Below are 21,063 nucleotides of genomic sequence, written 5' to 3'. Positions count from 1 at the left end.
GCCTTTCATCCCCGGTTTCTCCAGATTTGCGGCCTGACCTGCGCGCTGGTTTGCCCGGCGTGACGAAGCGGCGCGCAGACGGGCCGATCAGGCCATCGGCCCGAGAAGCCGGCGCTCCAGCCACCGCCGCAGTGGGACGCCGCGCTGTAAACCTCAAAACGTCCACGCCATCCAAGCGCCGTCAACACGCTACTGCGGCCAAATCAGACCCAGAAGCCTCAAAAATCGAGGTGCCCGCTAAACGCAGGTAGCGGCGATGCTGAACTGCGAAACGTGGTCAGCCTATAAGACCCGCCCGACCCAAAGCTGCCGGTAACCTCAATCAATGACCATGCAGAGCACCCTCACCCGTCTGCGATACCATAGAGGTTGCGCAGCGCTGGCGGCACGGCTTCGGCGAGATCGAAGTAGACGGTGATCGGCGCTTCGCCCTCATTCGCACGGTCTCCCGAACCCTTCGATCCGCTGCGCGGCGAACAAACTCTCCGAATGAATGGCCCAGTTTTATGGGGGCAGGTCATGGGTGGGCAGATCGCGCTGTAACTCGCCGTGCATCACCCCGACGCCTTCTCGAGCTTCCTCGCCATCGAGGCGAGCGATTTTCAGCCCGCGTGGTACGATATCGACTGGTTCCACCGGCCAGACGCGCATGGCGGCGAGATGGGGGCGGCGCTGGTGTCGACCAATATTAACCCTACGCCCCCGCCGCCGAACGCGCCAATACGCTGTGGATGTTCATGCAGTCGGGGCCGGGCGTCTTTCGGGGCGATCTGAGTTTCTACACGCAGGACGACAGCCTCGTGGGGCAGCTTGGCCGCATCGACACCGCAAAGACGCCCGCGCATTTCATCGTGGGGGCTTACGATTTCACCTACACGCCGGAGGACGCCAAGCGCACGGCGGATCAAGTCGCGGGGGCCACGCTGTCGGTGATGGACGAGGTCGGGCATTTCCCGATGAGCGAACACCCCGAGGCGTTCCGCCCGTTCTTCGTCGAGGGCCTCGCGAAGATGCCGTAAGCGCGCGAGCCGGGGGTCAGCCCCCCGGCCCGGCCGTGTGTCAGACGCGCTCCAGCACGATGGCGATGCCCTGACCGACCCCGATGCACATGGTCGCGAGGCTTTTCTCGCCCGCCTTCATGTCGTGGATCGCGGTGCCCGAGATGCGCGCGCCGGACATGCCGAGGGGATGGCCCAGAGCGATGGCCCCACCGTTGGGGTTCACGCGCGGGTCGTCATCCGCGATGCCCAGGTCGCGCAACGTGGCGAGCCCTTGCGAGGCGAAGGCTTCGTTGAGCTCAATACTCGCGAAATCGTCGGTGGTCAGACCCAGCCGCGCCATCAGTTTCTTGGAAGCGGGCGCGGGGCCGAACCCCATGATGCGCGGGGCGACACCGGCGGTCGCGCCACCTAGAAAGCGGGCGAGAGGGGTGAGACCGTGCGCCTTGACCGCTGCATCCGACGCCACGATCAGCGCCGCAGCCCCATCGTTGACGCCCGAGGCATTGCCCGCCGTCACGGTTCCGTCGGCCTTGACGAAGGTCTTGAGCTTCTCGAGCACCTCAATGGTGGTGGCGCGCGGATGCTCGTCCTTGTCGACCACGAACGCATCGCCCTTGCGCTGCGGAATCGTGACCGGCGTGATCTCCTGCGCCAGCCGCCCGTTCTCCTGCGCGGCGGCGGCCTTGTTCTGCGACATGAGCGCGAAGGCGTCCTGATCGGCTCGGGCGATGGCAAAATCCTCGGCCACGTTCTCGGCGGTCTCCGGCATGGAGTCGACGCCGTACTGCGCCTTCATCACCGGGTTCACGAAGCGCCAGCCGATAGTCGTGTCATAGACCGTGTTCGCGCGCGAAAACGCTGCCTCCGCTTTCGGCATGACGAAGGGCGCGCGGCTCATGCTTTCGACGCCGCCCGCGATGGCCATTTCGATCTCGCCCGCTCGGATCGCACGCGCCGCGGTGATGATCGCGTCCATGCCCGACCCACAAAGCCGGTTCATCGTCGTACCCGGCACGCTTTCGGGCAGGCCTGCAAGTAGCGCCGCCATGCGCGCGACGTTGCGGTTGTCCTCGCCCGCCTGGTTGGCACAGCCGTAATAGACCTCGTCCATCGCGGCCCAGTCGATGTCGTTGCGCGCCATCAGTGCCTTGATCGGGATCGCGCCAAGGTCGTCAGCCCGCACCGAGGCGAGGCTGCCGCCGAAACGGCCAATGGGGGTGCGAATGTAGTCGCAGATGTAAACGTCGGTCATGCCAGCTCCTCCGGGCAAATCAGGTCGGCGACCGGGCCATCTGTGTGGAGGGTCGAGCCGGTCAGGGATTGCAGGTCGTCCAGCGAGATCGCCGGGATTTTTTCGCGCAGCACGAAGAGCCCATTTTCGACGTCGATGACGGCGAGCGAGGAATAGATCCGCGTGACACAGCCCACGCCGGTCAGCGGCATGGTGCAGGTCTCGACCAGTTTGGGATCACCCTTCTTGGTCACATGATCCATCACCACCGCGATGCGCTTGGCGGATTGTACGAGGTCCATCGCGCCGCCCACGGCCGGGATGCCGCCCTTGCCGGTCGACCAGTTAGCGAGGTCACCATTCCGCGCGATCTGGTAGGCGCCTAGCACGGCAAGGTCCAGATGCCCGCCCCGCACCATCGCGAAGCTTTCGGCATGGTGGAAAAAGCTCGTCCCCGGCTTCAGCGTAATCGCCTTTTTCCCGGCATTGATGAGATCCCAGTCCTCATCCCCCAGCTCCGGCGCCTTGCCGAAGTCGAGCACGCCGTTCTCGGTTTGAAAGATCGCCTGTTTGCCCTCGGGCTGGAACCGCGCAACCATTTCGGGAAAACCGATCCCGAGGTTCACGTAAGCGCCGTCTTCGATGTCCTGCGCCGTGCGCCATGCGATCTGGGCGTTGGACAGTTTGATGTCGGTGATGTCGATCATGGGTAAACGGCCTCCGCCCGGTTGAGGTCTTCTTCCTGCGCGGGGTTCGCGATCTCGACTACGCCGCTCACGAAAATACCCGGCGTGATGACGTGCTCGGGGTCGATGCCCCCCAAGGGGACGAGGCGCGAGACCTGCGCGATGGTGGTGCTCGCGGCGGTCGCCATGATCGGGTTGAAGTTCCGCGCGGCCATCCGATAGGTCAGGTTGCCGTGCGGATCGCCCAGCTCGCCCTTGATGAGCGCGTAATCCGCCTTGAGCCAGCGTTCCTGCACGTAGGAGCGGCCCTCGAACTCTTCGATGGGCTTGCCCTCGGCCACTTCGGTGCCGAAGGCGGTCGGGGTGTAGAACGCCGGGATGCCCGCGCCACCCGCGCGGATGCGTTCGGCCAGCGTGCCCTGCGGCACGATTTCGAGCTCGATCTTGCCGGCCTTGTAGGTCTCGACAAAAACGCTGGGGTCGGCGGAACGCGGGAAGGAACAGATTAGCTTGTCGACTCGCCCCTGTTCGATCAGGGCTGCGAGGCCGACGTGGCCGTTGCCCGCGTTGTTGTTCACCACGGTGAGGTGCTTCGCCCCCTCGTCGATCAGCGCGTGGATCAGTTCGATGGGCGCGCCGGAGCCGCCGAACCCGCCGATCATCACCGTCGCCCCGTCAGGGATCGCGGCCACCGCCTCGGCAGCGGTCTGGATGGTTTTGTCCATGTCCAAGTCCTCCTCTGCCACCCGAGGTAGGGCAGGCCATGCGAGCGGGCTAGTCATTTTGTTCACATATTGACTTTTGTTAACATGGTGAATTCATTCGTGCGCATGGCGAACAAACCCACGGACTTCATCTCCTCTCTCGCGAAAGGCCTTCAGGTCATCGAGTGTTTCGGCGCCGAGACGCCGCGCTTGACCATCACGGATGTGGCGCGGCGCACAGGGCTGGACCGGGCGACCGCGCGGCGGTGTCTGCTGACGCTGCACGCGCAGGGCTATGCAGAGTACGACGGAAAGTTTTTTGCCGCCACGCCACGAATCCTGCGGCTCGGAATGGGGGCGCTCGCGTCGCTGCTCTTACCGCAGATCGTGCAACCGTGGCTCGACCAGCTGTCGGAGAAGATCGGAGAATCGGCGAGCGTGTCGATCCTCGACGAGACCGAGATCGTCTATCTCGCCCGTGCCGCCCAACGCCGGGTAATGTCCATCGGGCTGATGCCCGGATCACGGTTGCCTGCGCATTGTACGTCGATGGGGCAAGTACTGCTCGCCGCGCTGCCCGAGGAAGAGGCGCGGGCGCTGGTCGAACGCTCGGACCTGTCGCCGCGCACCGCCTTCAGCCTGACTGACCCGGAGGAGATCATGGCGCGGATCGCGAACGTGTGCCGGGACGGTTACGCGGTCATAGATCAGGAGGTCGAGATCGGCCTGCGTTCCATCGCCGTGCCGCTGATGAACGTGCATGGCCACGTGGACGCGGCGCTCAACGTCGGGCTGGCCGCGACACAGGCCGAGGCGGGCGAGCTTGTCACCCGGTTCCTCGACCCGCTGCAGAAAGTGCAGGCGGGGCTGAGGCGCGTGCTGGCCTAGGCACGAAAAGGCCGCCCCGGACGAACCGGGGCGGCGTTACTCGTACCGTGAGTAACGATCAGTCCTGCGGGTCCGGAACCGGGCGCAGGCGCTCGACTTCGGGACTCAGCGCCTCAAGGTCGTCCCAGTAGATCGACACGGCGGTTTCGCGCACTTCGGGGCCTGCGTCGAAGGCCACGACACCGGCGGCTTCCTGTGCGGCAAGCTCGGCCTCGCTCTTCTCGGCGCTCCACTCGACCATCATCTCTTCGAACCACGCGGTGGACTCATCGACGACCGCCCGCTGTAGAGGTGGTCGCGAAAATTCGGACCAGTTGTTAAGGTGGATAGCACGACGAGAGAGGCGATCCGAAATGGCAAAGAGAAAGACGCATTCGCCTGAGTTTGAACCGGGACGTTGGCCTTGCTCTCGACGAGGGCTTCGAGGAACCGGCGGTCGCGGCCATTGTCGAACAGCACGCCGCCCATCAGGACGCCATTATGAGTCCAGAACAGGCTGGAGCCCTTTTCGCCCGGCACGCCTCGCGCTACTTCATATGTGGCACCAGACCAGGCGCCCACGACCTGCAGGTTGTGGCCAAGCTGGTCGGTCCATAAGGACGCTCGATAAACCGTCGCCAAATGATCCCGCCAGACGGCCCTCGGCGTAGGCTTACATCTCGGTGCCATTCTGAGTTCTTCCAATTTTGGTGTAGACTATACGTTCGCGTATTCGCACCTCCAGTATCGCACTTGCCGCGCCTTGCGAAGATCAGAAAGCCTTCCATCAACGCATCCCGTATGCCTCTGGATCGAGATCTACCCGGCTCGGATCAAGCGGCCGATCAGCAGGGCCACAAGCCCGACGACAAGGCCCCAGAAAGCTGCGCCGATGCCCAGAACAGAGACGCCGGATGCTGTCACCACGAAGGTCAAAATTCCCGCCTGCCGGTTCGCGGTGTCGCCGAGCATGTCGCTCATGCCCTTCGCGATCGCACCGAGAAGCGCGAGACCGGCAAGCAGCGCGATCAGCTCCGCTGGAAGCCCGCGCAGCAAGGCGACGATGGATCCGGCTCCAAGCGCCCCGAGGAGGAAGAAGAGGCCTGATGCCACCCCGGCCACGTAGCGCCTATCCGGATCGGAATGGCTCTCCTCGCCCGCGCCGAGTGCCATGGTGATCGACGCCAGCGCGATGGTGATGCCGCCAAAGAGCGCCGCCGGTAGGGACAGAAGGCTCGCCGTCGTCAGGATCGGGCGCGCGGGCGTGGCGAAGCCGTTGGCCTTCAGGATCGCGAGACCTGCGAGGAACTGCCCGGTGAGCGTCGTGACCACCAGCGGCAGCGCGAAGCCGAGCGCGGCATCGAGGGAGAAGGCTGGCCAGGTGATCGTCATCTCGGGCATGGCGAGATCGAGCGAAGTCTTGCCCGCATCGCCGCGCAGCGTCATGTAGACGAGCGACCCTGCCAGAAGCCAGATCAGCGCGTAGCGCGGGGTGATACGCGACAAGACGAGGAAGGTGACCAGCAGGGTGCCCACCATCACCGGCGCCGTCTCGAACCCGATGAACGCGTCCGCACCGAAGCGAAAGAGGATCCCGGCCATCATGCCCGCGGCGACGCCGGCAGGCACGATCCGAACCAGCCTGTCGAACGCGCCGCTGAGGCCGATCACGAGAATCGCCAGCGCCGAAAGAACGTAGGCACCGACGATCTCGGGATAGCTGAGCGTCGGGCCAACGGTAACCAGAAGGACGTTGCCCGGAGCGGACCACGCGACGAGCACAGGAAGGCGCGTCCAGAGACTGAGCACGAGGCTCGCCACCCCAGCGCCGGCAAAGATCGCCGCGACCCATGACGAGAAGAGGCCGGCGTCCACATCCATCGCGACCGCCGCCTGAAGGTAGATCAGGAGCGGGCCCGCGAAGGAAATGAGCACTGCGAGAAATCCCGCCGCAACCGACGTCAGCGAGGCGTCACGCAGCACGGACGCGCCACACAGCAGGCGGTCGTCGGCCGGGCTGTCAGGCATGGGCGAGGCCCAGAAGCGCGCGCGCCTCGCCGGGCGTGGCGACCCGGCGGCCATGGCGTGTCACAGCAGCAGCGGCGCGCTCCACCAGCGCCGCGTTCGAAGGCGCGAGCGTGTCGCGGACGAGGCGAATGTTGTCCTCAAGCCCCGTGCGCAGATGTCCAACCAGCTCGGCCGACCAGTCGTTGAGCTCGGCCTGATGCCGCCCGATCCCGGCGGCGCACCACGGCGCGTCCGGTCCGAAGAGGCGCCGGACCGTCTCGATGTAGAACGCAAAGACGCGGCGGTCGGCGGGTATCGCGTTCTTCACGCCCATGACGAATTGCACATAAGGCCTATGCTCGATCTCACCCCGATCATGCATCAGCTTGGCCTGATGGATGTGGCTGAGATCGAAGGCCTCGATCTCGGGCTTCACCTCGTGCGCGCGCATCTCGGAAGCGAGCCATGCGACGAGGTCGGGCGGGTTCTCGTAGACACGTGTCGGAAAGTTGTTCGAGCCGACCGACAGCGAGGCCATATCGGGGGCAAGCGGCAGCATTCGCCCGCGCGCTTGCCCCGCGCCCGACCGGCCACCGGTCGACAGCTGGACGATCATGCCCGGACACGCGGCCTTGATCCCCTTCTTCAGCCGCGCGAACCGGTCCGGATCAGACGTCGGCTGGCCGTCATCGTGGCGGACGCGGCAATGCGCAATGGTTGCGCCCGCCTCGAATGCGACGCGGGTGCTGTCGACCTGTTCCTCGATGGTGATCGGGACCGCCGGGTTGTCGGCCTTGGTGGGCAGCGAACCGGTGATGGCGACGCAGATGATTGCAGGAGTGGTCACGGTCGCGCCTCTGCGCAGCGCGGTTCGGCGTCAGGGGGCGCGCGATACGCCCCCGCCGCGTCCGCCGTCATGGACAGGGTTTCCAGATTGGCATTGCGTGCGTGCCGGGTGCGGCCCGGATAGCGGCCCGATGCATTTTTGGACACCTCGTCTCCTCCTGTCGCAGCTGGCCCCGGGTCCGGCCGGCACCTGGCATGGCCAGGCGCCGGGCCCGGCCCGATCCTTGCCCACGCTCCTCAACCCGGCATCTTCTCGAGTGCCTCCAGAAAGAAGGGCCGGAATCCTTCGGGGTGTTCGCTCATCGGGAAGTGCCCCAGCTCGTCCATTACCGCGAGGGTCGCACCTCGGATCGCGTCGGCGGTGCGCTGCGCGTCCTCGGGCGTGCAGGTCAGATCGTAGGCGCCGACAATGATGTGCACCGGCGTCTTGTCCGTATCGATCTGGTCCAATCGCCCGATCAGGCTGTCATCCTGCGTGTAAAAGCTAAGATCACCACGAAAGACGCCCGGCCCCGACTGCATGAACATCCAGAGCGTATTCCAGCGTTCGGCCTCGGGAGCGTGCGGCGAAATGTTCGCCGACACCAGCGCCGCGCCCATCTCGCCGCCATGGGCGTCGGGGCGATGGAACCAGTCGATGTCGTACCAGGCAGGCTGGAAATCCGACGCCTCGATGGCGATGAAGCCTGAAAAACGATCTGCATGCAGGGCCGCCAGCTGCAGCGCGATGCGACCGCCCATTGAGCAGCCTGCCAGAACCGGCGCTTCCAGATCCAGCGCGTCCATGAACGCGCAGATAATCTCGATGTAGCCTTCCGTGGTGAGCAGGTACTCCTCGGACTCGGAGCCTGCCGGCGGCAGCGACTTGGAGTGCCATGGCATGTCGAAAGCGATGATCCGGTTCGAGGCCGTCACCTTGGTATCGTTCATCAGGTGACGCCACTGGCCCGTGTGCGCCCCTGCCGTGTGCAGGCAGAGGATCGGACGGCCTTCGCCTGCTTCCTCGAAATAGATGCGGTAGTTGCGTCCGCCCGCCTGAACCGCGACGTAGCGGCCGATGATGGGCTCCAGACTCATGCCCGGCCCTCCCGCGGCAGCGCCAGCACATCCTTGATAAAGCGCAGGTTCTTCACCAGCATCAGGATGTCGCCGAGGATTTGCGCGCGGCCGATCTTCACCAGACCGAAGATGTCGTGGAAGCCGGGCTCGGGACGGCTCTGCCAGAACTTGTCCAGCGCGGCCCCGTCAGTCACCAACGCGAAGCGGTAGGGGATCTTCTTGGAAGGCCCCGGCAGCACCTCGACGATCCGGCCCCTGTCGAAGACAAGGTAATGCTCGTCGTCATCGACCTTGAGTAGCACCGTTTCCGAGAACAGCCGGCCGAGCCGGATGGTGTGCGGCCGCTCCTCGAGCCGGGCCTGCATCTGCGTCGCCTCTACGCTCATATCTCCTCCGGTGCATGTCGTCGAAGCAACTCTGCGCGGGAGCGCCGTCCGATCCAATACTCCAGCAGGTATCTTACGATACCTTAGGCTTCAGACGTGCAGATACATCTGGCCCGCCTGCAGGGCATCGCGTATCTCCAAGCCGTGAGCCCCGTTGACATCCCCCCTTCGAACCGAGCAACGTGCGCTCGCCGCGCGGCAATATCCGCGTTGCCGGGCAGGTGCAGCAGGTCGGACGTTGCTGCCGCGCCGAGCGGGATGGCCCGGGTCCGCGGACGGCGCGGTTTGCGGGAGCAGTCGACCCCGATCCCGACAATCGTGATGCGTGGCGCCGCCATGACGTTCCTCATTTGCTGATATGCGCCCCGAATTCGTAGCCGCCCACGGAAATCGCCAGCGGACTCATCTCCGATACCAGCACGACGAGCACCGAACGGGTATTGCTCCATACCGTCGCGGACATTGGACGGCGGGGCCGAAACGGCGAATATAGATAGACAGCATTTTATCCATGGGAGGATCACGGATGGCGAAGGTCACACTCGACAATATAACCGAAGAGGTCATTGCCGCGCTCGGAGAGAACGGCAACGTCGACGCCCGCGAGAGCGAGATCATGACTTCGTTGATCAAGCACCTGCACGGCTTCTGCAAGGACGTGAAGCTTCAGCACCACGAGTTCATCGCGGCCTGCCAATATCTGGCCCGCGCTGGCGCGGTCTGCGATGGCGGGCGGCAGGAGTTTATCCTTTTGGGCGACATCCTCGGGGTCGAGGTGCTGGTCGATATGCTGTCGAACCCGGTCACCGGCAACGAAAGCGAATCCACCGTGCTCGGCCCGTTCTACCGCGAGAACCCGCCGGTCCTGCCGAAGGGCGCGTCCACCGTCCTGAAGGAATTCGCCGGGCAGGAGACGGTCTACTTCGAGGGCTACGTGCGCGACACCGACGGCAACCCGATGAGCGACGTCACGATCGATGTCTGGGAGGATGCACCGAACGGCCTCTACGAGAATCACGACCCAGACCAGCCCGAATTCAACCTGCGCGGCCGATTCGAGACCGACGAAGATGGGCACTATGCCTTCCGCGCGCTGCGCCCGGTGGATTATCCGATCCCGGACGACGAGACCGCGGGCGAACTCCTGCGCTTCATGGGGCATCACCCGATGCGGCCCGGGCACATGCACTTTATTCTGTCAAAGGTGGGCTACCGCCCGCTGATCAGCCAGATCTACGACAGCACGTCGAACTACCTCGAGAACGATAGCGTCTTCGCGGTGAAGGACAGCCTTGTCGGCCAGTTCCGCAAGGCCGGTCCGGACCTCGACACCGACCTGCACGTCGAGTTCGACTTCACCCTGAAGCGCGACGCCGCGAAAGAGCGCATCGCCGCCGAGTAAATCAGATCTCCCCGTCGGACCACTTGGAAGCCTCCCCTTGCGGAGGCTTTCTTTTTACTGTTGATCCTGCGCCTACTCAGACGGGGCGCACGAACACATGAACCTGAAACAACTGCAATACTTCATCGCAGTGGCGGAGGAGCTGCATTTTGGCCGCGCGGCTGAGCGGCTCAACATGGCGCAGCCGCCTCTCAGCCGCGCCATAAAACAGCTCGAAGAGGAGTTGGGGGCGACCCTCCTCAACCGCGGCCGCAGCGCAATTACAATGACACAGGCGGGCGAGCGGCTGCTCGAGCGCGGACGGTCGGTCCTGGCGCAGCTCGAGGACACGCGGCTCGAGATCCGGCGCCTCGGACAGGGGTCCGAGGGGCGTCTGCGGATCGGGTTCGTGGGATCCGCGACGTTCGGTATCCTGCCGAACATCATAAAGTCCTATCGCCGGGGCTTCCCGGAGGTAAATCTCAGCCTCATCCCGATGAATAACGCCCAGTTGCAGCGGGCGCTGGTGTCGCGCGAGCTTGATGTGGCGTTCGGCCGGCCAGCCCTGAAGGACCCGGAATTCGTCACTAAAGAATTGCTCGAGGAAAAGCTCATCCTGGCACTGCCAGACACGGTCGACACCGGCAGCCGCACAGTGGCGCGGCTCGAACGTCTCGCGACGCACAATTTGATCCTCTATCCCGAGTATCCCCGGCCGAGCTATGCGGACTTCGTTCTGGAGGCGTGCGAGAAAGCCAATTTTCCTGTTCCGCTGCGGGTCTGGTGCATGGACCTGCAGACCGCGCTCAGCCTCGTGTCGGTCGGCGAAGGGGTGTGCATCGTGCCGGAATCGGTCTCCTCCGCATCGCGCACGGGCATGAAGTTTCTTAAGATCGAGCCTGAGATCGCGCGCACAGCGCTGTCTGTGAACTTCCGCTACGACGAACAGGGCGTCCACGTTCAAAACTTTGTCCGCATCGCCCAAAGGGTCGCGCGCAAGCTGCTGTAGGCCGGCGCTGACGCGCTAGCCGTTTTGATGTCAGACGCCGAGCCACTGGTGCTGCGCCTCGATATCTTCGCGGATCTCAGCAGGGTTGCCGGTCCAGACCACCTGCCCCTTCGAGACGATTGCGACATCGTCGGCCAGCGAGGTGGCGAAGCCGAAGTTCTGCTCAACCAAAACCATCGACAGGCCTTCGCGCTTGAGTTCCATCAGCTTTTCGTGGATCTGCTCGACAATCACCGGGGCAAGCCCCTCGGTCGGCTCGTCGAGGATCAGCAGGCGCGGATTCATGAGCAGCGCGCGGGCTATGGCGAGCATCTGCTGCTCGCCTCCGGAGAGCTGCGTGCCGCCGTTGGACATGCGCTCGGCAAGCCGAGGGAAGAGATCCAGCACCCGGTCGATCGACCAGTCCGCGCCATCGAACCGTTTGGCGGCGAGATCGAGATTCTCGCGCACCGTGAGTGAGGGGAAGATATCACGGGTTTCGGGCACGTAGCCGATCCCCGCCCTGGCCACATCGAAGGGTCGGGCGGGCATCGCCTTGCCATCAAAGGTTATCGCCCCCGACTGCGTCGGCAGAAGGCCCATGATGGTCTTGAGTGTGGTGCTCTTGCCCGCGCCGTTGCGCCCGAGGATGGCGAGCACGCGGCCCGCTCTGGCGGTGACGGACAGGTCGTGGAGCACTTGCGTCTCGCCATAGCCCGAAGAAACGTCCTTCAGATCAAGCATCTTCCCAACTCCCCAGGTAAATTTCGCGCAGGAGGGCCGATCCGCGGGCTTCCTCGGGCTTGCCGTCAAAGACGACCTCGCCGTAATTCAGGACGGTGATCGAATCCGCGATCTCGAAAGCGAGGTCCATGTCGTGCTCGATGATGAGCATCGTAAGATCGCGCGGCAGCCCGGCCAGAAGCTCGTGAAACGCGTGGCTCATTTCGGGGCCGACACCCGAGGTCGGCTCGTCCATCAGCAGGAGCTTGGGGCGGGTGGCGAGCGCCACACCGACCTCCAGCTGGCGGCGCACCCCGTAGGACACCTCGTTGACCTGAGCGTTCAGTTGCGGGGCGAGGTGCACCAGCTCGGCGACCTCTTCCACGATCTCGCGCACCTGCGGCTTCGAAAGGCTGTCGCCGCAGAGCCGCGTGGCGTTGCGGGTATAAACCGCCGCGGCGAGCCCGAGGTTCTCGGCGATGGTCAAACCGTCGAAGAGCGTGTTCCTTTGGTAGCTGCGCGAAATCCCGCGCCGCGCGCGCTGATGCACCGAAAGCCCAGTCACGTCCTCACCCGCAACGATGATCTTGCCGGTATCCGGTGTGATCTCTCCGACGAGTTGGTTGAAAAAGCTGGTTTTGCCGGCGCCGTTCGGGCCGAGCAGGACGCGCCGCTCGCCCTGTTCGAGCTTGAGGTTCACATCCTTGGTTACCTGAATGGCCCCAAAGATCTTGTTCAATCCTCGCGTTTCAAGCATTTTGGGTGTCCTTTGCAGGAACGGCCGCGTCGGATGTCTTGCGCGCCTTCGCGGTCAGCCGCCCGGCGAAGCGATCTTCGATAAAGCCGTAGATGCCGTTGGCGCGGCTCATCACCACGGCAATCAGGATCAGGCCCGTGACGAGGTGCCAGTAGGGCGTGAACTCGCTGATTTGGTGCTTGAGCAAGACGAAGGCTGCGGCCCCGACCAGGGGACCGACCAGCGTGCCGAGGCCCCCGAGGATCACCACCACAAGCGCCTCGCCAGAGACGGTCCAGTTCAGAAGGCCCGGCGAGATGTAGAGGATGTGCTGCGCCGAGATCGCCCCGGCGAGACCTGCGATCATGCCCGAGAGGCCAAAGACATCGGCCTTCACGCGCCAAGTCACAAGGCCGAGGGCGCGCATCCGCTGCTCGGACTGCATGACCCCCACGAGGCTGCGCCCAAGGCCCGAGCGCAGGACCGCGACCGCGAAGAGGTAGCACAGCACCAGAGCCGCAAGGGCAAGGAGCGCAAAGGTCCGGCTGTCGTTGGTATCGAGGCCGACGGCGGAGAGGTCAACCCGCGGGATGCCGCCCAGGCCATCATCTCCACCAAAGATCGGAGTCTCGAAGATGTAGGAGTAAGCCATCTGGCCGAAAGCAAGCGTCGCCATGATGAAATAGATACCGTGGGTGCGCGCGCAGACCGCGCCGATGATCCACGCCAGCGCGGCGGTGATGCAGATGGCGGCCAGCATCGCCACCGGGGCCGCGACACCGACCTCAACCGCTAGCATCGCATAGGCATAGGCGCCAACGCCCAAAAGGGCGCCGTGGCAGAGCGACACCATCCCGCCGAAGCCCGCGACCATGTCGATGGCCAGCACCAGCATGGACAGGACGAGGATCTCGATCAGGATTTCAATGCCGAAATACCCGGCGGCAAAGGCGGCATAGACCGCGCATGCAAAGAGCACGGCGAGCGTACCGTAGCGAAGGGGATTGTGTCGAAACATGTCTCAGGCTCCCTTTGCCGGGAAAAGACCCGCAGGCCGCGTGACGAGCACGAGCGCGAGCAGAGCGTAGATGAGAAGGGAGGAGAGCTGAGGTGCCAGAACCGCACCGAATGTCTGCACGAAGCCGAAGATCAGCGAGCCAGCGATGGCGCCCTGAAGCGAGCCAAGGCCCCCAATCACGATGACGATGAGCGTCGGTATCAGGATCTCGAGGCCCATGCCGGGCGTGACGGACAACAATGGCGCGGCGACAGCCCCTGAAAGCCCCGCAAGCGCGCAGCCGACGCAGAAGACCGCGAAGAACATTTTCTCGACATTGATCCCGAGGCACGCCGCCATGTCGTCGTTGTCGACACCCGCCCTGATCATCGCACCGATCTGCGTGCGGCTCAGAATCAAGGCCAGCGCGGCGAAGATCGCGGCGCCAAGGAAGATGATGAAAAGCCGGTAGGTGGGGTAATCGACCCCGAGGATCGAGACCCGGCCCGAAAGTAGCGCGGGCGTCTCGCTCCCGATGGCGATATCACCCCAGATGATCCGCGTGAGATCGAGAAGCGCGAAGATCAGGCCGAAGGTGACCAGCACCTGCGACATCGGCCCCGACTTGCGCATTCGCCGGATCAACCCCCAGTAGAGCAGCATGCCTACCGCTGCCACGGCGATGGGGGCCGCGATGAAGCCGGCCCAGTAGCCCGCCAGGCCCGCGAAGGTGGCCGCGACATAAGCCCCGAGCGCATAGAACGCACCGTGCGCGAGGTTCACGAAATGCATCAGCCCGAAGATCACCGTGAGGCCCACGGAAAGCAGGAACAGGAGCATCGAGAGTTGCAGTGCGTTGAGCATCTGCATGATCCAGAATCCGGGATCGGTCGACATCGGTCTTCTCCTCCCTTGTTGGAGCCGACCACGCCTCCCGCGCGGCCGGCCCATTAGGTGTCGATCAGTTGATCGGCTTCATCTTGCAGCCGTTCGGCGGCATGCGTTCGGCGTCTAGCTGCGCCAGCACCTTCTGCGTCAGACCGTTCCCATCCTCGGCGGCCACGGTTTCGTAGACGTAAATCGGCTGCACGATGTTGTTGGTGGCCGGGTCGATGGAGAGCGCGCCGCGCGGACCGTCAAAGCTGACTTTCGAGAGCGCCGCGGCGATCTCGGTACGCTCGGTCGCGCCGGTCTTGACCGCCTCGATCAGAGCGCGCGCCGCGTCATAGCCGTGCACCGCGAATTCCGAGGGGTCGCGATCGTTCTCGGCCCGGAAGGCTTCGACGAACTTTTCGTTTTCCGGGTTGTCGATGGTCGGCACGTAGTGCAGCGCGGCGAACACACCCTCTGCCGCCGGGCCTTCGGCATTGACGTAGAGCGGCGAGGTCAGGAAGCCGGCACCGTAGAGCGGCATATCCTCCTTGAGGCCGAAGCTGGCGTACTGCTTGACGAACGAGATCGCCTCACCGCCCGCATAGAAGACATAGACCGCGTCAGCACCCGAGGACTTGGCCTCGGTCATGTAGGGACCGAAGTCGGTGGTCTGCTGGAACGGCGTGTACTGCGAACCGACGATCTCGCCGCCCGCCTCGGTGAAGCCGTCGATGAAGGCACCTATCATCTGCCGGCCGGCAGCATAGTCGGGCGCAATGGTGTAGACCGTTTCAACGCCCTGCCCGGCAAGCCATTCGCCCATCGGGCGGTTCACTTGGCTGTTGGCGAAGCTCAGCCGGGTAATGAAGGGTGAACAGCCTGCTCCGGTCGCATCGTCGTTGCCGGCATTGGCGACGATCAGCGGGACCTCCATCTGCGCGACGATGTCCGAAACCGCGCCGAGAACAGCCGAGGAAACGATGCCAACCATCACATCCACCTCGTCCTGCAAAGCAAGCTTGCGGGCTTTGGCGAGTCCCACCGGAGGCTTCACCTCGGTGTCTTCGATATGCAGGTTGAAAGAATGGTCAACCTCCCCGCCATAGGTCTCGAGCCCAAGCTCGAAGCCGGCCTGGATGTCGTTGCCCAGCGCGGCGTAGACGCCCGAATAGGGCAGCAGCAACCCGACCTCGATCTGATCCTGCGCAGCCGCAGCGTGTGCAGTCAGCCCCCCCGCGAGCGCAAGTGCGTTCATTGCCTTGAGTTTCATTGTCTTTCCTCCCTTAGATTGAACTTTTGCAGGCAGGCGTGGATCCCACGCTCAGCCCAGGTCGCCGCCTCCGACGGGCAACGTCACGCCAGTAAGATACGAGGCCTCGTCCGAGGCCAGAAACAGGATTGGCGCGGCCTGTTCTTCGAGTGTTCCGTAGCGCTTCATGAGCGACGACTGCGTGGTCTGGTCGATGATCTGCTGGTACCACTCCTCCCTCTGCGCCTCGCCCTCTTCGGGGATGCGCGGGGTGATCCGCGGAGGCGCGTCGGTCCCGCCCGGGGCGGTGGCGACGACGCGGATGCCGCGCTCGGCCACTTCCCACGCGAGGTTCTGGGTCAGGGCGTTCACACCACCCTTTGCCGCTCCGTAGGGCACACGGTTGAGCCCGCGCGTGGCGATCGAACTAACGTTGACGATGACACCTCGACCCGCGGCCAGCATCGGCTCGAGCGCAAGGTGGCAGCCATAGAGTGTCGGCAGCAGCGAGCGGCTGATCTCGGCATCGATCTGCGCAGGCTCGTAATATTCAAAGGGCTTGGCCCAGATGGTGCCGCCTACATTGTTGACGAGAATGTCGATCCTGCCCCAGAGCGAGAGCGCCTTGTCTATCGCCTTCTTGCAGCCGGCATAAGTCTCAAGGTTCGCCGACACCGCGTGTGCGGTGCCGCCTGCCGCCTTGATCGCCTTCACGACTTCGGTGCGCGCCCGCGCCCGGTCCACGACCAGAACCTCGGCACCCTCAGCCGCGGCGCGTTCGGCCACGCGCCGGCCGATGCCCTGCGCCGCGCCCGTGACCACCATCGTCTTATTTGAGAACCGCATTTCAGGCGGCCTCGGATTTGGGCTCGGAGGAGGTGAACTTCTCGTAGTAAAACTGCGCAGGCTCGATACCGAGCGCACCGAAATGTGCACTGACCGCATCGGCCATCGGGGGCGGGCCGCAGAGATAGGCGTCGACGTCGCCGCCGTTCATATCCTGCTCGGACAGGTGGTCGGTGACATAGCCTTTCAGCTCGTGCTCTTCCGTCTCGGCGGCGAGGATCGTGACGACTCTCACCGTGCCGATCTTCTCTGCGAGCGCTTCGACCCGCTCCAGTTCCACGAGGTCAGCAGCGTTGGTCACTGCATAATAGAGCAGGATCGGCTGGTCGGTGCCCTCCTCGACCACCTTCTCGAGCATCGACAGGAACGGCGCGAGCCCCGTCCCGCCGGCAAGCCATAGCTGGGGGCGCGTCATCTCTCGCAGGTAGAAGATACCCATCGGCCCGGTCAATGCGACCCTGTGCCCGGATGCCGCACGATCTGCCATATACGACGACATCACGCCCCCCTCGAGGTTGCGGATGAGAAACGTGGCCTCGTCCGAACCGGGCTTCGACGAGAACGAATAGGAGCGGGTCTCGCCGGTGCCGGGGATCGAGACATTGACGTATTGCCCCGGAAGAAAATTCATCGGCTGGTCAAGCTTGACGCGAAGATTGAACGAGGTGTTCGACAGCCGTTCGGCTGCGATCACCTCACCGCCCACCTCCTGCGCGCCGGTCTTGCAGGCCTCGGACGAGGCCAGCACGTTGAAGACGGCGTTGGATGTCACCGTGGTCTGGCAGAGCAGCGCGAAGCCTTGCTCCTCCTCTTCCTCGGTCATCGCTTCGTCCTCGAGGTAGAATTCCATCTCGTAGGTGCCGCTGCCAACCTTGCACTTGCACGTGCCGCAAACACCGTCACGGCAATCCATCGGCAGGTTGATCTTGTGACGGAAGGCGGCGTCCGTGACCTTCTCGTCTTCATCACAGGAGATCACCCGCGAGACCCCATCCTCGAAATTAAGAACCACTTGGTAGGTCATGACAACCTCCTCCCCTGCTTTTCCGCGCCCGGTGACTGCGCGGAATGTCTTCAGACCTTCCGGAGACCCGGGATCAGATATGGTAGATGTCGATCACGTGGTGGATGTGATCGTTCTTCAGTACAACCTTCTTGTCCGCGATCAGCGGACGGTTACCCGAGGTGTCGAGCGTGTAGAACGACGTGCCCCAGTGGGTGTCGGTCTCGCCGTAGCGGAACGACTTGGTGACCCAGTTGAACCTTAATCGGATTTCACCACCCTTGTCCGACAAAACCTCGATGTTCGAGATGTTGTGGTTGGTGCGCGGCTCAGGCAGCGAGGTCGCCGACGAGCGGTCGGTCTTGATGCGAAACACGCGGTCTTCGATCCCCGACTTGTCGGGATAATAGATCAGCGACATCTCGTTTTGCGGATCCTCGGTGAGCTGGTCGAAGTCGTCCCACGCCGGCATCCAGAATGGGCAGTCCTCGTGATAGAATTCGAGCCACGCCTCCCAGTCCCGGTCGTCGAGGCAGCGCGCCTCGGCGTAAAGGAACATGGCAATCTGGTCGTAAGTCAGGCTTTCAGGCGCGACAGCTTCGACGTTGTCGGCAAGTGTCTGGACATTCATCGGTTCACTCCGCTGCCACAGGGATTGCCGCGAGAGCTTCGCGTTCGGCGCGGACCGCCGCCAGCATCCGCTCGGCCCAGTGTCCGTGCTGAACGACGAAGAGGCCTTCATCCTCCTGCTTGGGGCCGGACATGCGTGGCGTGATCCCGAGCTCCCCGGCAGTGTCGTCTGGCCCGTCGATCCAGTGCGCGGCTCCGCGGTTGAGGTCGTTCCACGGTGCAACGTCGGCGGCGGCATAGCCGCGTTGCGTCGCCCGGAACTCCTCGGTGTCGTCCGGGGTCGCCATGCCGGAGGCGTTGAAGAAGTCCTCGTACTGGCGGATCCGGCGCGAACGCGCCTCCTGGCTCTCGCCCTTGGGCGCGATGCAATAGATCGTCACCTCGGTCTTGTCGACGTCGATGGGCCGAAACATGCGGATCTGGCTCGAGAACTGGTCCATCAGGAACACGTTCGGGTAGATGCAGAGGTTGCGCAGCGATTGCACAATCCAGCGCGCCCGGGTCTCGCCGTACTTTTCGATGTACTCGTCCCAGCGCATGTAGGCCGGCCGGTTCGACGCGTCGGCCCAGATGTTCCAGAGCAGGATGTGGCCGTGATCGAACGCGTAGAAGCCGCCACGCTGCTGGTCCCACTTGGAGGCGTCGTTGGCCTTGATCTTGTCCTCTTTGCCCTCCTGACCGCGCCGCGACGTGGTCTGAACGTAGTTCCAGTGCACCGAGGAGACATGGTACCCGTCGGCGCCGTTCTCGGCCTGGAGCTTCCAGTTGCCGTCGAAAGTATAGGTGGACGATCCGCGCAGCACCTCGACGCCCTCGTCAGATTGGTCGACGATCAGGTCGATCAGCTTCGTGGTGTCGCCGAGATACTCTTCGATCTCGGGCACGTCATGGTTCAGCGAGCCCCATAGGAAGCCGCGATAATTGCCGAGCTTCACCCGGCGCAGATCGTGGCTGCCGTCCTTGTTGAAGTCCTCGGGGTAGCCTGCATCCTTCGGGTTCTTCACCTTCAGGAGGCGTCCATCGTTCGAGAACGTCCAGCCGTGGAACGGACAGGTGAACGTCTTGGTATTGTTGCGCTTGAACCGGCACAGCATCGCGCCACGGTGCGTGCAGGAATTGACCAGGGCGTGCAGATCACCCTTCTTGTCGCGGGTGATGACAACCGGCACGCGGCCGAGATGCACGGTAAAATAGTCACCGGGGGTCGGGATCTGGCTCTCATGCGCCATGAAGACCCAGTTGCCCTCGAAAATGTGCTTCATCTCAAGCTCGAATAGCTCGGCATCGGTGAACATGTCGCGACGGGCGCGGTAGATCCCGTTGTGGTCACCCTCCTCGACAATTCCTGCCAGCCGCTTTTCCATGCTGGCCAGGTTGGCTTCGGTAAACATTGGCTTTCTCCTCCTCTTTATCGTGGCTCCGTCAGGACCGCGTGGCAACACTGTGGGTGGTGCGGCTGCGATCCCGCCGGAATTGCTCGATCTTGTCGTCGTCGATTTCCGCGCCGAGCCCTGCCCCCTCCGGCAAGTGGACAGCGAAATCGTGATACTGTAGCGGTTCCTTGAGTATCTCGTGCTGCAGCAGCAGCGGCCCGAAGAGTTCTGTGCCCCAGTCGAGCACCGGCACTGTCGAGAAGAGCTGCAACGCTGCTGCGGTGCCGACCCCGGCCTCGAGCATCGTACCCGCGTAAAGGCTGATGCCTGCCGCCTGCGCGATGGCCACGACCTCGGCGCCGCGCTTGAGACCGCCCGACTGGGCAATCTTGACCGCGAAGACGTCCGCGGAACGGTCGGCAGCGAGCCGCATGGCCGAGTTCGGACCGTTCAGGACTTCGTCGGCCATGACCGCGATCTCGTAACCGTCGGTCAGCGATTTGAGTTGCCGCACGTGGCCCGCTCCAATCGGCTGCTCAACGAGGTCGACGCCGATCTCCTGCAGACCCCGCAAGCCCCAGCGTGCATCGGTCAGTGACCAGCTCTGGTTCACGTCCACCCGGATCGACGCCACTGATCCCACTGCATCGCAGATCGCCGCGACATGGGCAATATCCTCGCGCAGCGGCCGCTTGCCGATCTTGAGCTTAAAGATGTTGTGCCGCCGCATCGATATCATCTCGCGCGCCTCGGCGATGTCGGTCTCAGAATTGCCCGAGGCCAGCGTCCAGGCCACGGGCATAGCGGTGCGCACCGGCCCGCCGAAGAGCCGCGCCACCGAAACGCCAAGCCGCTTGGCCAACCCGTGCCAGAGCGCGGTCTCGACCGCGCAGCGGGCGATCGGGTTCCCTTTCACACCGCGCTCCATCACATCGATCAGCGCGTTGATCTGATCACCGTCACGGCCATCGAGCAGCGGGGCGATGTAGGTGTCGATTGCCGACTTGATGCTCTCGGGGCTTTCGGCCCCGTAGCTCATCCCCCCGATGGACGTACCTTCGCCGATACCTTCGGAGCCGTCGGCGAACTTCACGCGGACGAAAACGATGGATTGAAGCATCATCGTCGTCATCGAAAGAACATGCCCGCGTATGGTCGGCAGGTCGACGATGGTCGTTTCGATGCAGTCGATTTTAGCCACGGCAAACACCTTTATCGTGTGTCAAGTCGTAGACTAGAACGTCGACTGCGACCGCTCGAAATGCCAATACCCGCTCGGTCTGGTGTGATACCCGACTACCGGCAAGCGACCAGATGTATGATAATTGTACCGGGGCACGGTTCTGAGACAGCGCGTTGCGCTGGTTAGGCCGCCATCTTAACCTCCGTGACGGCTTCGGGTTCAAGGGCTTTTTGCTCGGCCCTGATCTGATCGGGTGTTTTGTACCCGTGACGCTGCCGTAGCCATGAGGCATTG

General features: G+C 63.8%; 23 protein-coding genes and 1 pseudogene. 4 read left to right on the top strand and 20 right to left on the bottom strand.

Features of this window, described 5'->3' with window-relative positions; translation table 11 throughout:
- Nucleotides 1-489 precede the first annotated feature (489 nt).
- Nucleotides 490-1,019 (top strand): annotated as a pseudogene (locus ACH107_RS07350) (alpha/beta fold hydrolase); the annotation flags it as partial.
- Nucleotides 1,020-1,059: 40 nt separating this feature from the next.
- Here ACH107_RS07350 and pcaF read toward each other — a convergent pair.
- Genes pcaF through ACH107_RS07335 form a run of 3 tightly spaced genes read right to left on the bottom strand, consistent with a single transcriptional unit; the run spans nt 1,060 to nt 3,643 of the window.
- The gene (gene pcaF / locus ACH107_RS07345) at nt 1,060-2,253 is read right to left on the bottom strand and encodes a 3-oxoadipyl-CoA thiolase (RefSeq protein ID WP_412505276.1); all 1,194 of its coding nucleotides are present in this window, start codon (nt 2,251-2,253) and stop codon (nt 1,060-1,062) included.
- Entirely contained in the window at nt 2,250-2,939 is a 690-nt protein-coding gene (locus ACH107_RS07340) for a 3-oxoacid CoA-transferase subunit B (RefSeq protein ID WP_412505275.1), read from the bottom strand. Before ACH107_RS07340 ends, pcaF begins: the two co-directional genes overlap by 4 nt.
- On the bottom strand, nt 2,936-3,643 hold the full coding sequence (locus tag ACH107_RS07335; RefSeq protein WP_412505274.1) for a 3-oxoacid CoA-transferase subunit A: 708 nt from the start codon (nt 3,641-3,643) through the stop codon (nt 2,936-2,938). Before ACH107_RS07335 ends, ACH107_RS07340 begins: the two co-directional genes overlap by 4 nt.
- Nucleotides 3,644-3,748: 105 nt before the next feature.
- On the opposite strand from ACH107_RS07335, the gene ACH107_RS07330 reads away from it, so the two are divergent.
- Nucleotides 3,749-4,510 (top strand): IclR family transcriptional regulator C-terminal domain-containing protein, encoded by a 762-nt coding sequence (locus ACH107_RS07330; protein ID WP_412505273.1) that lies wholly within the window; start codon nt 3,749-3,751, stop codon nt 4,508-4,510.
- Between the two features lie 58 nt (nt 4,511-4,568).
- Here ACH107_RS07330 and ACH107_RS07325 read toward each other — a convergent pair whose 3' ends face one another.
- The 7 genes from ACH107_RS07325 to ACH107_RS07295 form a co-directional block, all read right to left on the bottom strand.
- Entirely contained in the window at nt 4,569-4,751 is a 183-nt protein-coding gene (locus ACH107_RS07325) for a hypothetical protein (RefSeq protein ID WP_412505272.1), read from the bottom strand.
- Nucleotides 4,751-5,131, bottom strand: a complete 381-nt coding sequence (locus ACH107_RS07320) for an oxidoreductase C-terminal domain-containing protein (RefSeq protein ID WP_412505271.1) — start codon at nt 5,129-5,131, stop codon at nt 4,751-4,753. Before ACH107_RS07320 ends, ACH107_RS07325 begins: the two co-directional genes overlap by 1 nt.
- A 177-nt stretch (nt 5,132-5,308) precedes the next feature.
- Nucleotides 5,309-6,472, bottom strand: a complete 1,164-nt coding sequence (locus ACH107_RS07315; protein WP_412505270.1) for a benzoate/H(+) symporter BenE family transporter — start codon at nt 6,470-6,472, stop codon at nt 5,309-5,311.
- 37 nt (nt 6,473-6,509) lie between these two features.
- Complete coding sequence (locus ACH107_RS07310) at nt 6,510-7,343, bottom strand: 3-keto-5-aminohexanoate cleavage protein (RefSeq protein ID WP_412505269.1); 834 nt, start codon at nt 7,341-7,343, stop codon at nt 6,510-6,512.
- The gene (locus ACH107_RS07305; RefSeq protein WP_412505268.1) at nt 7,340-7,489 is read right to left on the bottom strand and encodes a hypothetical protein; all 150 of its coding nucleotides are present in this window, start codon (nt 7,487-7,489) and stop codon (nt 7,340-7,342) included. The genes ACH107_RS07310 and ACH107_RS07305 overlap by 4 nt, the downstream gene beginning before the upstream one ends.
- A gap of 90 nt (nt 7,490-7,579) precedes the next feature.
- Nucleotides 7,580-8,419 carry an alpha/beta fold hydrolase gene (locus tag ACH107_RS07300; RefSeq protein ID WP_412505267.1) on the bottom strand — a complete coding sequence of 280 codons (840 nt, stop codon included), beginning with the start codon at nt 8,417-8,419 and terminating at the stop codon, nt 7,580-7,582.
- Nucleotides 8,416-8,787: a hypothetical protein gene (locus ACH107_RS07295; protein ID WP_412505266.1), complete on the bottom strand. Its 372-nt coding sequence runs from the start codon at nt 8,785-8,787 to the stop codon at nt 8,416-8,418. The genes ACH107_RS07300 and ACH107_RS07295 overlap by 4 nt, the downstream gene beginning before the upstream one ends.
- Nucleotides 8,788-9,313: 526 nt before the next feature.
- On the opposite strand from ACH107_RS07295, the gene ACH107_RS07290 reads away from it, so the two are divergent.
- Both ACH107_RS07290 and ACH107_RS07285 read left to right on the top strand, forming a co-directional pair.
- On the top strand, nt 9,314-10,189 hold the full coding sequence (locus ACH107_RS07290) for a dioxygenase (protein WP_412505265.1): 876 nt from the start codon (nt 9,314-9,316) through the stop codon (nt 10,187-10,189).
- A gap of 97 nt (nt 10,190-10,286) precedes the next feature.
- Nucleotides 10,287-11,177: a LysR substrate-binding domain-containing protein gene (locus tag ACH107_RS07285; RefSeq protein ID WP_412505264.1), complete on the top strand. Its 891-nt coding sequence runs from the start codon at nt 10,287-10,289 to the stop codon at nt 11,175-11,177.
- Nucleotides 11,178-11,207: 30 nt separating this feature from the next.
- Here ACH107_RS07285 and ACH107_RS07280 read toward each other — a convergent pair whose 3' ends face one another.
- From ACH107_RS07280 to ACH107_RS07235, 10 genes are all read right to left on the bottom strand, one after another.
- Nucleotides 11,208-11,900 carry an ABC transporter ATP-binding protein gene (locus ACH107_RS07280; RefSeq protein WP_412505263.1) on the bottom strand — a complete coding sequence of 231 codons (693 nt, stop codon included), beginning with the start codon at nt 11,898-11,900 and terminating at the stop codon, nt 11,208-11,210.
- The gene (locus ACH107_RS07275; RefSeq protein WP_412505262.1) at nt 11,893-12,636 is read right to left on the bottom strand and encodes an ABC transporter ATP-binding protein; all 744 of its coding nucleotides are present in this window, start codon (nt 12,634-12,636) and stop codon (nt 11,893-11,895) included. The genes ACH107_RS07280 and ACH107_RS07275 overlap by 8 nt, the downstream gene beginning before the upstream one ends.
- A complete protein-coding gene (locus tag ACH107_RS07270; RefSeq protein WP_412505261.1) occupies nt 12,629-13,633 on the bottom strand; it encodes a branched-chain amino acid ABC transporter permease in 1,005 nt (334 codons plus the stop codon). The genes ACH107_RS07275 and ACH107_RS07270 overlap by 8 nt, the downstream gene beginning before the upstream one ends.
- Before the next feature lie 3 nt (nt 13,634-13,636).
- The gene (locus ACH107_RS07265) at nt 13,637-14,509 is read right to left on the bottom strand and encodes a branched-chain amino acid ABC transporter permease (RefSeq protein WP_412505260.1); all 873 of its coding nucleotides are present in this window, start codon (nt 14,507-14,509) and stop codon (nt 13,637-13,639) included.
- Nucleotides 14,510-14,573: 64 nt separating this feature from the next.
- On the bottom strand, nt 14,574-15,755 hold the full coding sequence (locus tag ACH107_RS07260) for an ABC transporter substrate-binding protein (RefSeq protein ID WP_412505259.1): 1,182 nt from the start codon (nt 15,753-15,755) through the stop codon (nt 14,574-14,576).
- 51 nt (nt 15,756-15,806) lie between these two features.
- Nucleotides 15,807-16,580, bottom strand: a complete 774-nt coding sequence (gene benD / locus ACH107_RS07255) for a benzoate diol dehydrogenase BenD (RefSeq protein ID WP_412505258.1) — start codon at nt 16,578-16,580, stop codon at nt 15,807-15,809.
- Nucleotide 16,581: 1 nt separating this feature from the next.
- The gene (gene benC, locus ACH107_RS07250; protein ID WP_412505257.1) at nt 16,582-17,604 is read right to left on the bottom strand and encodes a benzoate 1,2-dioxygenase electron transfer component BenC; all 1,023 of its coding nucleotides are present in this window, start codon (nt 17,602-17,604) and stop codon (nt 16,582-16,584) included.
- A gap of 73 nt (nt 17,605-17,677) precedes the next feature.
- Nucleotides 17,678-18,214: a benzoate 1,2-dioxygenase small subunit gene (benB, locus tag ACH107_RS07245; protein WP_412505256.1), complete on the bottom strand. Its 537-nt coding sequence runs from the start codon at nt 18,212-18,214 to the stop codon at nt 17,678-17,680.
- 4 nt (nt 18,215-18,218) lie between these two features.
- Nucleotides 18,219-19,604 carry a Rieske 2Fe-2S domain-containing protein gene (locus ACH107_RS07240; protein WP_412505255.1) on the bottom strand — a complete coding sequence of 462 codons (1,386 nt, stop codon included), beginning with the start codon at nt 19,602-19,604 and terminating at the stop codon, nt 18,219-18,221.
- Between the two features lie 31 nt (nt 19,605-19,635).
- A complete protein-coding gene (locus tag ACH107_RS07235) occupies nt 19,636-20,787 on the bottom strand; it encodes a muconate/chloromuconate family cycloisomerase (protein ID WP_412505254.1) in 1,152 nt (383 codons plus the stop codon).
- Nucleotides 20,788-21,063 lie beyond the last annotated feature (276 nt).

This window comes from Roseovarius halophilus (ex Wu et al. 2025) (assembly GCF_047086965.1).
This window is presented reverse-complemented; position numbering and strand designations above follow the sequence as displayed.